Origin of the sequence: Pseudomonas sp. NPDC089918 (genome assembly GCF_050280605.1) — a bacterium.
Taxonomy (GTDB): Bacteria; Pseudomonadota; Gammaproteobacteria; order Pseudomonadales; family Pseudomonadaceae; genus Aquipseudomonas.
In genome coordinates this window covers 226,892-239,493 of record NZ_JBNNVP010000003.1, presented here as the reverse complement: position 1 = coordinate 239,493, position 12,602 = coordinate 226,892, and the positions used below count along the sequence as shown (strand labels likewise).

General features: G+C 62.1%; 10 protein-coding genes and 2 riboswitches. Of the genes, 4 read left to right on the top strand and 6 right to left on the bottom strand.

From position 1 onward, the window contains the following. Nucleotides 1–109 precede the first annotated feature (109 nt). The 5 genes from ACQKPC_RS03890 to cobW form a co-directional block, all read right to left on the bottom strand. Nucleotides 110–1,756 carry a phospholipase D-like domain-containing protein gene (locus tag ACQKPC_RS03890; protein ID WP_427623173.1) on the bottom strand — a complete coding sequence of 549 codons (1,647 nt, stop codon included), beginning with the start codon at nt 1,754–1,756 and terminating at the stop codon, nt 110–112. A gap of 184 nt (nt 1,757–1,940) precedes the next feature. After that, complete coding sequence (locus ACQKPC_RS03885) at nt 1,941–2,486, bottom strand: vWA domain-containing protein (protein ID WP_427623172.1); 546 nt, start codon at nt 2,484–2,486, stop codon at nt 1,941–1,943. A 119-nt stretch (nt 2,487–2,605) separates the two neighbouring features. Next, the gene (locus ACQKPC_RS03880; protein WP_427623171.1) at nt 2,606–3,610 is read right to left on the bottom strand and encodes an ATP-binding protein; all 1,005 of its coding nucleotides are present in this window, start codon (nt 3,608–3,610) and stop codon (nt 2,606–2,608) included. Between the two features lie 163 nt (nt 3,611–3,773). Further along, nucleotides 3,774–7,697 carry a cobaltochelatase subunit CobN gene (cobN, locus tag ACQKPC_RS03875; protein ID WP_427623170.1) on the bottom strand — a complete coding sequence of 1,308 codons (3,924 nt, stop codon included), beginning with the start codon at nt 7,695–7,697 and terminating at the stop codon, nt 3,774–3,776. Nucleotides 7,698–7,700: 3 nt separating this feature from the next. Beyond that, entirely contained in the window at nt 7,701–8,762 is a 1,062-nt protein-coding gene (gene cobW / locus ACQKPC_RS03870; protein ID WP_007898232.1) for a cobalamin biosynthesis protein CobW, read from the bottom strand. 101 nt (nt 8,763–8,863) lie between these two features. Next, nucleotides 8,864–9,077, bottom strand: a riboswitch (cobalamin riboswitch). Nucleotides 9,078–9,293: 216 nt separating this feature from the next. Next, a riboswitch (cobalamin riboswitch) is annotated at nt 9,294–9,521 on the top strand. 121 nt (nt 9,522–9,642) lie between these two features. On the opposite strand from cobW, the gene ACQKPC_RS03865 reads away from it, so the two are divergent. The 4 genes from ACQKPC_RS03865 to cobM all read left to right on the top strand — a co-directional run bounded on the left by ACQKPC_RS03865 (nt 9,643) and on the right by cobM (nt 11,807). Next, entirely contained in the window at nt 9,643–9,849 is a 207-nt protein-coding gene (locus tag ACQKPC_RS03865) for a CbtB domain-containing protein (protein WP_008066925.1), read from the top strand. A gap of 11 nt (nt 9,850–9,860) precedes the next feature. Then, a complete protein-coding gene (locus ACQKPC_RS03860) occupies nt 9,861–10,568 on the top strand; it encodes a CbtA family protein (RefSeq protein WP_427623169.1) in 708 nt (235 codons plus the stop codon). Beyond that, nucleotides 10,565–10,978: a cobalamin biosynthesis protein gene (locus ACQKPC_RS03855; RefSeq protein ID WP_007898224.1), complete on the top strand. Its 414-nt coding sequence runs from the start codon at nt 10,565–10,567 to the stop codon at nt 10,976–10,978. The genes ACQKPC_RS03860 and ACQKPC_RS03855 overlap by 4 nt, the downstream gene beginning before the upstream one ends. An 82-nt stretch (nt 10,979–11,060) precedes the next feature. Further along, nucleotides 11,061–11,807, top strand: a complete 747-nt coding sequence (gene cobM, locus ACQKPC_RS03850; RefSeq protein ID WP_427623168.1) for a precorrin-4 C(11)-methyltransferase — start codon at nt 11,061–11,063, stop codon at nt 11,805–11,807. Between the two features lie 160 nt (nt 11,808–11,967). Here cobM and nfuA read toward each other — a convergent pair whose 3' ends face one another. After that, nucleotides 11,968–12,552 (bottom strand): Fe-S biogenesis protein NfuA, encoded by a 585-nt coding sequence (gene nfuA, locus ACQKPC_RS03845; RefSeq protein WP_008011019.1) that lies wholly within the window; start codon nt 12,550–12,552, stop codon nt 11,968–11,970. Between the last annotated feature and the right edge of the window lie 50 nt (nt 12,553–12,602).

The window sequence follows — 12,602 nt, the reverse complement described above, 5'->3', positions numbered from 1 at the left end:
TGCTTGCGAAGACGGCGGCACAGCCACCATTAATGTCGTCTGACACACCGCTTTCGCGAGCAAGCCCGCTCCCACAGGTTCCGTGACCAGCATTAGCCCGCCGGGCTGTTTATCGTCCGGCAAAGCGCAACCGCGACAACATGCGCAGATCGCCCTCGCGGTAATAGTCATCGGTCCAGCTGTCATCCGGCGCCAACGGCCGGACCTGTTTGAGTTGTAGTTTTTTTGCGAAGTAGCGGAACCGGTAATGCTCGTAAAAACGCAGCAGTTCCAGCCCGTAACGATCGGCCAGGTCGGTGTTGCCACGGATGATCAGGAAGTTCTCATCATTGCCGTTACTGGCCGCCTCACTCAGGTTGTGGCTGCCGCTGATGATCGTCGGTGCGTCGCTGGTGAAGTCGACGACGATGGCTTTGGTATGCACCAGCAGTCTGCCCTTCTGGCCTTTCATGTTTTCCTTGAGCCAGCCTTCCAGGCCGGTATTGAGCAGCGCGGTGGCGGCAAATTGAGCGGTGCGGTCGGCGTGGAAACCGGTGATGCTGCTGACGGTGTTTTGCAGGCCGTAACGCAAGATGTCGTCGTGGGGCAGGCCGAGCAACGCGTTGAGCACTTCGTCCGGCAAGGCAAACGCCGTGACAAACAGCAGGTCTTTTTTGGCGGCGTTGATGATTTCGACGAACTCACGCAAGTCGCCCTGGCCCGAGCGCGGTGAGAAGCCGGCGAACAGCGCCTGCTCCGGCTGCATCGGATTGTTTTCCGTGAGCCATTCCCGGGTGGCGCCGACATCTGCCGGCGCGGCCCAGACCTGTTCGAAGGTTTGCAGATAACTGGCGCCGATCCGGGCGTCGTCCAGTACATGCACCACGTTGGCCTGACGATAAACGCCGTTGGCGGTGAAATTGGTGCTGCCACACAGTACCGCTTCGGGCTGATGCTGCCCCGCTGCGTCGAGCCGGCTGAGGACCATGAACTTGTTGTGAAAAATGTTGTGAGTGACCCGCCCGCGCTTGTTCGCTGCCGGAATTTTTTCCAGGCTGGCTTCGTTCAGCGCCGTGGTGTCTTCGTCCGGCTGGGCGTGGTACAAAACCCGAACCTTTACGCCGCGCTCAAACGCAGCGTTCACCGCATCGACGATCACCTGCAACTGGTATTCATAGATCGCGATGTCCAGCGCCCACCGGCCATCCTCGGCCCGTTCGATGAACCCCAGCAAACGTGCGAGCAGACCATTTTCCAGCCATTGCCGTGGAGCGTCGGGCCATTCTTCGATGGGCAGTTTCTTGTTGGCGCTGAGCTGCGCATCGAGGTCGGCGAATTTGCGCTGGAAGGCCTGACTCGCGGCCACCGCCCGGTTGAAAATAACGTTCTGGCCCGCTGGAAGACCATTGTCGGTGGTGAGCGTCACTTCCAGAAACTCACCCAGCTGCGGCGCATCGGCGGTGCCGTAGGCCAGGTGAACCCGATAATGGATCGTCACGCCCGGATTGACCGCGTAATCGGCCCAGCGAAATTTCTGCAACGGCGCGGTATCGCTGGGGGTGGCGTGAAACTGGGGGAACGTATGAGCCTTGCCGGGGAAGGTCAGGCTGTTGAACAGAAACAGCCAGGGTTTGTTGCCTTGCTGTTTTTCGATGGCGAAACCCAGCAGACCTTTGCGACGGTGTTCGGCCAGGTCGATCGCCAGCAACACACCGTTGGTGCCAGCGTAGGCTTTAACGCGGAAATCGTCCTGATCGTTGCGGGCTAGAACGCGCATGGGTCACTCCTGTGATTGTCTTGCTTACAAAGCATAGGGCAGCGATACGGATTAACTGCAATTATCCGATTCCGAGGTGATGCCTTCGCGAGCAAGCCCGCTCCCACATGGGATTTGTGAACGCCACAGATTAAATGTGGGAGCGGGCTTGCTCGCGAAGGGGCCAGCACTGTCAGCACAAAACTCAACCTGAAATCAGCTCATCGATATGTCGATAATCAACCTGCAGCTGTGCTGCCAACACCTTGGCCCGGCCAAGATGAATCGGCCCGCGCTCGATGTCGATCAGCAGCCCGGGGCAATCCAGCGCCGGCAACGCCGACCATTCCTTCAGTCGTCCATCCGTCACCAACAACAGCCGTTGCTGCTCTGCCGGAAAACGTTTTTGCCGAACCGCCAACCAGCGCCCTGCCTCGCCCAGCGCCGCCAGCATCGGCGTACCGCCGCCGGCCCCGAGCCCGTCGAGCCAGTCGCGCAAGCCAGCGGAGGCTTTCAACCCTTGCACTTGCCACTTCGGCACATGACCACTGGCGGTCAGCAACGCCAGCCGCGCGCGCTGCCGATAGGCATCGTCGAACAGTTGCGCCAACAAGCCCTTGGCATCGCTCAACGCTTGATGACGTCGGGTCGAGGCCGAGGCGTCGACGATCACCAGCCATAATTCATGAGGACTGCGGGTGCGCAGGTGAAACAGTACATCGTCGCGTTGACGCGGTCGGCCATTGAGCAAGGTGCCGGGCCAATTGATCGATCCGCTCAGGGCTGCGTGACGCTTGCCCTGTTTACCGTGATCCAGCCGTCCTGCGCGGGGTCTGGCATTCGCCCCCGCGTCTGATCGAGGGCGAATGCCTAGGGCTTTTTTGGCCAGCTCGGCACTTCACGTCGTGCGCCGACCGGCAGCGCCTGGGCGGGCATTTCGCCCCACTGGCCCTGACCTTCGCTCGGGTTGGGGTTCTGATTGGAGGGCTGTGCTGCGGGTGATTGGTGCGGCGCCGGTGGCGAGTGTTCGCGACGACGATGGCGCAAGGCAAACTCGGCGACCGCGTCGATATCTTCTTCGCCAATGGCATTCGCTCCGCGCCAGGCGGCATGAGCCCGGGCCGCGCGCAACCAGACCAGATCGGCTCGCAGGCCATCGACGCCGGCAGCGAAACAACGCTCGGTGATCTGCGCCAGCGCGGCATCGTCGAGGGGAATGCTCGCCAGTGCCGAGCGCGCCTTTTGGCAACGCTCGCGCAGCGCGTGTTGCTGGCTTTCCCACTCGGCGCAGAACCCTTGCGGGTCGCTGTCGAAATCCAGTCGACGACGGATGATCTGACCGCGCTCGGCGGGTGCGGTGTGGCCACTGAGGGCGACATTCAAACCAAAGCGGTCGAGCAATTGCGGACGCAGCTCGCCCTCTTCGGGGTTCATGGTGCCGATCAGCACAAACTTCGCCGAATGCCGATGGGAAATCCCGTCGCGCTCGATCAGGTTGGTGCCGCTGGCGGCCACGTCGAGCAGCAAGTCCACGAGGTGATCGGGCAGCAGATTGACTTCATCGACATACAACACGCCGCCGTCGGCCTTGGCCAGTACGCCGGGGGAAAACTGTGCGCGACCCTCGCTCAGGGCCGCGTCGAGATCGAGGGTGCCCACCAGCCGTTCTTCGGTGGCACCCAGGGGCAAGGTGACGAATTGACCGCTGGCCAACAGGTCCGCCAAGCCTCGGGCCAGGGTGGATTTGGCCATGCCGCGCGGGCCTTCGATCAGTACGCCACCGATTTTTGGATCGATGGCGGTCAGGTATAGCGCGAGCTTCAAGTCATCGGCGCCGACCACGGCGGAGAGCGGGAAATGGGGGGTGTCGGTCATGTGGCATTACTCATTGTGGTCGGTGGTGTGATCGTTCCCACGCTCTGCGTGGGAATGCCTCAACGGACGCTCCGCGTTCGGCTCTGGAAGGGACGCGGAGCGTCCCGGGCTGCATTCCCACGCGGAGCGTGGGAACGATCCGCAGGTTAGCGGTGCCACAGATTTACCCGTCTTCTTCTATATCCAACAACAAATTCTCCAGCGCCTCGCGGTACTCACCCGGTTCTTTCCACATCCCCCGCTGCTGCGCTTCCAGCATGCGTTCGGTCATGTCGCGCAAGGCATGGGGATTGTGTGCGCGGACAAACTCCCGGGTCGCTGGATCGAGCAAATAGGCATCCGCCAGCAACGCATATTGGTGGTCGTCGATCAACTGCGTGGTGGCGTCGAACGCAAACAGGTTATCGACCGTCGCCGCCAGTTCGAACGCGCCTTTATAGCCATGACGCTTGACCCCGTCGATCCATTTCGGATTGGCCGCTCGGGAACGGATCACCCGGTTCAGCTCTTCCTTCAACGTGCGAATCTTCGGCAAGTCCGGCTGACTGTGATCGCCGTGATAACTGGCCGCCGCTTCACCGCTGAGGCTTTCGACGGCCGCCAGCATGCCACCCTGGAACTGGTAATAGTCGTTGGAATCGAGCAAGTCGTGTTCGCGGTTGTCCTGGTTTTGCAGCACCGCCTGCACCTGGCTCAGACGCTGGGCGAACTGCTCGCGGGCGGCGGTGCCTTCGTCAGAGCCGCCGTAAGCGTAGCCGCCCCAGTTCAGGTAAACCTCGGCCAGGTCGTCGCGGCTTTGCCACAGACGACCGTCGATGGCGCCCTGCACGCCTGCTCCGTAAGCACCCGGTTTGGCCCCGAAGATGCGCCAGCCGGCTTGCCGCCGCGCAGCGTCATCATCCAGACCGGATTCCAGCAACGCTTGCCGCTCAGCGCGGACCTTGGCCGCCAACGGGTTGAGATCATCCGGTTCATCCAGCGCGGCGACCGCTTGCACGGCGGCGTCAAACAGCCGGATCAGGTTGGCAAAGGCATCGCGGAAAAATCCGGAGACGCGCAAGGTCACGTCCACCCGTGGGCGGTCCAGCAAACTCAACGGAAGAATTTCGAAGTCGTCGACCCGCTGGCTGCCAGTCGCCCAGACCGGACGCACGCCCATCAGCGCCATGGCCTGGGCGATGTCATCGCCGCCGGTGCGCATGGTCGCGGTGCCCCAGACCGACAGACCGAGCTGCCGCAAGTGATCGCCGTGGTCCTGCAAGTGCCGCTCAAGAATCAGGTTCGCGGACTGAAAACCGATGCGCCACGCGGTAGTGGTCGGCAGGTTGCGCACATCCACCGAATAGAAATTGCGCCCGGTGGGCAGCACGTCCAGACGGCCGCGACTCGGCGCACCGCTAGGCCCGGCCGGGACGAATCGACCGCTGAGGGCGTCCAGCAGGCCGCGCATTTCCGCTGGGCCGCAGGCGTCCAGACGTGGGGCAACGACTTCGCGCAGGCTGTCGATGATGGCGTTCACTTCAGACCAACCTGCCTCCTGTGGGAGCGGGCCTTTGTGGCGAGGGAGCTTGCTCCCGTTGGACTGCGCAGCAGTCCCATTTTTTGGGGCCGCTTCGCGACCCAACGGGAGCAAGCTCCCTCGCCACAGTGGCTCGCTCCCGCCGCGGCCGGGCATGGCTTGAGGATGGTTCAGTAGCTCGACCTCGGGACTCAAAGTCTGTTCAATCAGCTGCGCGGCGAACAGCTCCAGACGTTCACGGGTATCCCCCGCCGTACGCCAAAGTTCATCGCTGACCGACAGCAATGCCTCCGGTCGAGGTCCGCTCCAGGTCTCGGCCAAAACGCAATCCAGCGGATCGAAACCCAACACAAACGCCTTGGCCAGCGCCCGCAGCAAGCTCGATTGCGCCCCTCGTCCATCGCCGCGAGGAATACGCAGCAAGGCCAATAAGGTGTCGATGCGCAACCGCCCCGCTGGCGACTCGCCAAACACGTGCAGGCCGTCGCGGATCTGTGACTCCTTCAAGTCGCACAGGTACGTGTCCAGACGCGGCAACCAGATCGCCGCATCGGCATCGCTGTCGAGTTTCTCGTCCAGTTGCAGTTCACGGTCGATGTGCGTGTCGCGCACCAGTTGCAGGATTTCGCGCTGCAGTTCCCGGGCGCGGCGCGGATCGAGCAATTGCGCTTCGTAATATTCGTCGGCCAACAATTCGAGATTGCGCAGCGGACCGTAGGTTTCGGCGCGGGTCAGCGGTGGCATCAGGTGATCGATGATCACAGCCTGCGTACGGCGTTTGGCCTGGGCGCCCTCGCCCGGGTCGTTGACGATGAACGGATAGATGTTCGGCAGCGGCCCGAGCAACGCATCCGGCCAGCAGTTTTCCGACAGCCCGACGCCTTTGCCCGGCAGCCATTCGAGGTTGCCGTGCTTGCCGACATGGATCACGCCATGAGCGCCGTAGGTGTTGCGCAACCAGAAGTAGAACGCCAGATAGCCGTGAGGCGGCACCAGGTCGGGGTCGTGATACACAGCACTCGGGTCTACCTGATAACCCCTGGCCGGTTGAATGCCAACAAAGGTCAGGCCGAAGCGCAGACCGGCAATCATCATTCGTCCGCCACGGAACATTGGATCGCTTTCGGGCGAGCCCCAACGCTCCAGCACGGCTTGGCGATTGGCCTCGGGCAAGGCGTTGAACATCAGGTAGTAGTCGTCCAGCGCGAGGCTTTGATGACAGGGACGCTGGTCGAGGGTGTCGAGGTCATTGCTGACGCCGCCGAGCAATTGCTGGATCAGCGCGGTGCCGCTGTCCGGCAAGTCGGCCGGCAGCGGATAACCTTCGGCGTGCAGGGCACGGAGGATGTTCAATGCCGCAGCCGGAGTATCGAGGCCGACGCCGTTGCCGATGCGCCCATCGCGAGTCGGGTAGTTGGCGAGGATCAGGGCGATGCGTTTTTCGCCGTTGGGCACTCGCGCCAGATCGATCCAGCGCCGCGCCAGTTTGGCGACAAAATCCATGCGCTCAGGTTGCGGCCGGTAGCAGACCACGTCGGACTGACTGCGCTCACTGCGCCAGGCCAGATCCTTGAAGCTGATCGGCCGACTGATGATCCGCCCGTCCAGCTCCGGCAGTGCGATGTGCATCGCCAGGTCGCGGGGGCCGAGGCCTTGTTCGCTGGCGCGCCAACCGGGTTCATTGTCCTGGGCGCAGATCGCCTGGATCACCGGAACATTGCGGCGAAACGGTCGAAGATGCGGCGCTTCGGGGCTGGATTGGGCGAAACCGGTGGTGTTGAGAATCACCCCCGCCTCGACTTCATCCAGCAAGTCCTCGACCACCGTCAGGCAGCCGGGCTCTTTCAAACTGGCCAGCGCAATCGGCAATGGGTTCAACCCCGCCGCCTGCAAACGCTGGCAGAAAATATCGATGAAACCAGTGTTCGCCGCCTGCAAATGCGAGCGGTAAAACAGCACAGCCGCCACCGGCTGATCAGCTTGCCAGTCGGCTTGCCAATCGCTCAACTCAGCGGGGCTTTTGTGCGGATGGTAAATCGCCGTGCGTGGCAGGGTTTGCGGCTCGGACCATGAGTAGTCGCGATCCAGCCAGCGATTGGCGAGGCAGCGAAACAGGTCGAGTGCGTTGGCCATGCCGCCCTGACGCAGGAAGTGCCAGAGCCGGTCGCGGTCTTGCGCGGTTACGGTGCTCAGGTCACTGAGTTCCGGGTCCGGGCGATCATCCCCCGGCACCAGAATCAGCTGCACGCCGCGCTCGGACAATTCCACCAGACGCTCGATGCCATAACGCCAATAGGCGATGCCGCCGTGCAGCGAGATCAGAATCACCTTGGCGTGGCGCAGCACTTCGTCGACGTAGAGATCGACCGAGGCGTGATTCTGCACCTGCATCGGGTTGGCCAGGCGTACGCTCGGGTAATCGTCGGGCAACTGCTGCGCCGCTTCGGCGAGCAACGCCAGGCTGGAATCGCCGCTGCACAGGATCACCAGCTCGGCGGGAGTTTGTCCAAGGTCGGCGATGTTGTCATCCGACACGAAACCGCCGGGCTGGGTCCTGAGCAGGTGCATGGTTTAAACGCTGAGCGCAGCGCGCAATTGCGCTTCGAGCGCAGCGGCGTCCAGATCCTGACCGATCAACACCAGACGCGTGGTGCGTGCTTCTTCAGCGCCCCACTGACGGTCGAAGTGCTTGTCGAAACGCGTGCCCACGCCCTGGATCAGCAGGCGCATCGGCTTGTTCGGCACAGCTGCAAAACCTTTGACCCGAAGGATGCCGTGCTGGACCACCAATTGAGTCAGTGCATCCATCAGCAGGCTTTCGTCGGCTTGTGGCAGCTCGATCGAGATGGAATCGAATGCGTCGTGGTCGTGGTCGTCTTCGCCTTCATGGTGATGATCGTGATGGCTGTGGCGGCTGTCGATGTGTTCTTCAGAACCGGCACCGAGGCCGATCAGCACGTCCAGTGGCAGACGACCGCTGCTGGCTTCGATGACTTTCACCGCTGGCGGCAGTTCTTCGGCGACTTCCAGGCGCACGCGGGCCAGGTCTTCAGCGCTGATCAGGTCGGCCTTGTTGAGGATCACCAGGTCGGCGCTGGCCAGTTGGTCGGCGAACAGCTCGTGCAGCGGCGATTCGTGGTCCAGGTTCGGGTCGAGTTTGCGCTGGGCATCGACCTGATCCGGGAACGCCGCGAAGGTGCCAGCAGCGACGGCCGGGCTGTCGACCACGGTGATCACCGCGTCAACCGTGCAGGCGCTACGGATTTCTGGCCATTGGAAGGCTTGAACCAACGGTTTTGGCAGGGCCAGGCCCGAAGTTTCGATCAGGATATGGTCAAGGTCGCCGCGCCGCGCGACCAGTTCGCGCATCACCGGGAAGAATTCTTCCTGAACCGTGCAGCACAGGCAGCCGTTGGCCAGTTCGTAAACGCGGCCGTTGGCTTCTTCTTCGGTGCAACCGATCGAGCACTGCTTGAGGATTTCGCCGTCGATGCCCAGCTCGCCGAACTCGTTGACGATCACTGCGATGCGACGGCCCTGGGCGTTGTCGAGCATGTGGCGCAGCAAAGTGGTTTTGCCCGAGCCGAGGAAGCCGGTAACGATGGTGACGGGGAGTTTGGCCAGTGTTTTCATCGGATGCCCTTTGGCAAGGTGGCGGGCATACGGGACGACAATCGCAGCGGCGGATGCACGCGCGCAAGAGTTCCGCCACCGGATCACCCCGCCCGGTTGTAGTGAGAATCTGTATCGAGGCAGGTCTCCTGGCTGACGGTGTGCCAATCGTTCGACTGGCGTTTGCTGCGCCTTCCCGCGAACCTGATGGATCAGGGCTTGCAGTGGCGTGGCAGCGAACATCACCGTTCACAGTTGCGGGGGCAGCCGCGGCATCGACCGCGTTCCCTTCTTAGCTTCGGCAGACGCCGAAGAACCTCGAAAGCGCAAGGCTACGCATCGTGTGGGGGCGGGTCAATGTCCTATAGGAGAATGCGATCACCTGTGGCGAGGGGGCTTGCCCCCGTTCGGCGGCGAAGCCGTCGTAGATCCTGACAACTCGGTGTGGCTGAAAGAATGCAAGGGGTCGCTTCGCAACCCAACGGGGGCAAGCCCCCTCGCCACAGAAGTGAGAACCCATGCCAATTGACGCCCAACCCCCGCCCATGCTCTCCTACACGCCTTGTTACGGGTGCCCTTCACAGGGTGAAACGGGAAACCGGTGAATCATGTGCTTTACTCTAAAGCCATGTCAGTCCGGTGCTGCCCCCGCAACGGTAAGCGAGTGAAGCGTCAGATCCACTGTGCCCGTCATACGGCATGGGAAGGTGATGCTTGCAGGTTTGGGCACAAGCCCTGCCCCTCGCGAGCCCGGAGACCGGCCCGCAACACAAAGTGACTCTTACGTTCACTGAATAACAAACCCGCGGTGGGCGGGCGCTGTTCGAAATCTCTGCGTGCCCCGGCGTACGGAGGTTTTCATGCGCTCTATTCACCCGCTGACAGACCAGAGGGAAGCGCCATGTCGATCATCAGCAGCACCGGCAGCAACACCGATAAAAAGAGCACGATCAGCACCACCACTACCCTGAGCCAACGCCTGACCGCCGCTTTTTGTGCGTCGATTCTTGGCGCCAGCCTTGTGTATTTCGCCGGTTTCTCGCACATCGAAGCGGTGCACAACGCCGCGCACGATACCCGTCACAGCGCCGCATTCCCGTGCCATTGAGACCTGCTGACATGATCAAGCGTATTGCGCAAACCGCAGGTTTCACCGGGCTGCTGGCCGCCCTGCTGCTGACCCTGCTGCAAAGCTTCTGGGTGGCTCCGCTGATTCTGCAGGCCGAGACCTACGAAAAATCCGAGCCGGCCGCGGTTGAAATCCACGAGCACGCCGCGGGAGCTGTCACCGCTCACACCCACGATGCCGAAGCCTGGGAGCCTGAAGACGGCTGGCAGCGCGTGCTGTCGACCACCGGCGGCAATCTGGTGGTGGCGGTCGGTTTCGCCCTGATGCTCGCGGGCCTCTACACCTTGCGCGCTCCACGCCGTACCTCTCAGGGCCTGCTTTGGGGCCTGGCGGGTTACGCGACGTTCGTGCTGGCGCCAACCCTCGGCCTGCCACCTGAGCTGCCGGGCACTGCCGCGGCGGATCTGGCGCAACGGCAGATCTGGTGGATTGGCACTGCCGCGTCCACCGCTGTCGGCATCGCGCTGATCGTGTTCAGCCGCCACTGGCTGATGAAGATCCTCGGCGTGGCGATTCTGGCCGCTCCGCACGTCATCGGCGCGCCACAACCGGAAGTGCACTCCATGCTCGCTCCGCAAGCCCTGGAAGCGCAGTTCAAAATCGCTTCGCAGCTGACCAACATGGCGTTCTGGCTGGCCCTGGGCCTGATCAGCGCCTGGTTGTTCCGCCGCAAAAGCGATGGCCAATACTCCGCATGACAGACGTCAGCGCAGCGCCGACCCTGGTGGTCGGCCTGGGCTGCCAGCGCGGCTGCCCCGTCAGCACGCTGCGGGCGCTGCTTGATCAAGCGTTACAGGCCCATCAAATCGAGCTCCGTGAGATCAAGGCCCTGGCCAGTATCGACCTGAAGCGCGAAGAACCCGCCCTGATCGAACTGGCCGAACAACTGGCATTGCCGTTGATGTATTTCAGCAGCGAACAATTGGCCGGTTATGAACCGCAACTCAGCCACCACTCGGACATCGCGTTCGAACGCACCGGCTGTTACGGCGTAGCGGAAAGTGCCGCGCTGGCACTGGCCGAACAATTGGCTCAGGCACCGGCAAAGTTGCTGATTCCACGACAAAAATACGCCCAGGCCACCCTTGCATTGGCCAGCGCCGCGTAAAATCCCCGATAATCCCCGCCTTCGATCATGAGCAATCTTCATCTGAAGCGTGCCCATACCCTTTTTCTGACAGGAAACGACGATGACCGTCTACTTCATTGGCGCAGGCCCCGGCGACCCGGAACTGATCACCGTCAAAGGCCAACGGCTGATTCGTAGCTGCCCGGTCATCATCTATGCAGGCTCCCTGGTGCCCGCCGCCGTGCTGGAGGGCCACCGGGCCGAACAGGTGGTCAACAGCGCCGAATTGCATCTGGAACAGATCATCGAGCTGATCAAGACCGCCCATGCCAACGGCCAGGACGTGGCCCGGGTGCATTCCGGTGATCCGAGCCTGTACGGCGCGATTGGCGAGCAGATTCGCTATTTGCGTGAACTCGACATCCCTTTTGAAATCATTCCCGGCGTCACCGCCACCGCCGCCTGCGCGGCGCTTTTGGGTGCTGAACTGACCTTGCCGGACGTGTCACAAAGCGTGATTCTGACCCGCTACGCCGACAAGACCGCGATGCCGGCCGGTGAAGAGCTGGGCAGTCTGGCGCAGCATGGGGCGACCATGGCGATCCACCTCGGGGTCAATCATCTGGAGAAGATCCTTGCTGAATTGCTGCCGCACTACGGCGCCGATTGCCCGATCGCGGTGATTCATCGGGCGACCTGGCCGGATCAGGACTGGGTCGTGGGGACGCTGGCGGATATTGCCGAGAAGGTTCAAGCCAAGGGATTTCGCCGCACGGCGCTGATTCTGGTGGGCCGGGTGTTGGGCAGCGATCACTTCAGTGAATCGTCGCTGTATCGCGCGGGGCATGCGCACCTCTACAGACCCTGAGATGATCGTTCCCACGCTCTGCGTGGGAATGCAGCCCGGGACGCTCCGCGTCCCAAGAGCAGACGCAGAGCGTCCGTTGAGGCATTCCCACGCAGAGCGTGGGAACGATCAAAAAAAACGGTGCTCACGGGCACCGTTTTTTTATGTCGCAGCGAACACCTTAGTAGTAGGCGTTTTCTTTCTGCGTGTGGTCGGTCACGTCACGAACGCCCTTGAGCTCGGGAATACGCTCGAGCAAGGTGCGCTCGATGCCTTCGCGCAGGGTGACGTCTGCCTGGCCGCAGCCTTGGCAACCGCCGCCGAATTTCAGCACGGCAATGCCGTCTTCAACCACATCGATCAGGCTGACCTGACCGCCGTGGCTGGCCAGCCCCGGGTTGATTTCGGTTTGCAGGTAGTAGTTGATACGCTCGTTGACCGGGCTGTCGGCGTTGACCATCGGTACTTTGGCGTTTGGCGCCTTGATGGTCAGTTGGCCGCCCATGCGGTCGGTGGCGTAGTCGACTACCGCATCGTCCAGGAAGGCTTCGCTGAAGTGATCGATGTACGCGGTGAAGCTTTTAAGCCCCAGCGCGGTGTCTTCAGGTTTTTCTTCGCCCGGCTTGCAGTAGGCAATGCAGGTTTCGGCGTACTGGGTGCCAGGCTGGGTGATAAAGACGCGGATACCGATACCCGGGGTGTTCTGCTTGGAAAGCAGATCAGCCAGGTAATCGTGGGCGGCGTCGGTAATGGTAATAGCGGTCATGGAAACTCCTCGCAGGCTTGGACGCAGTTTACGCCAATCATCGCGCCGGA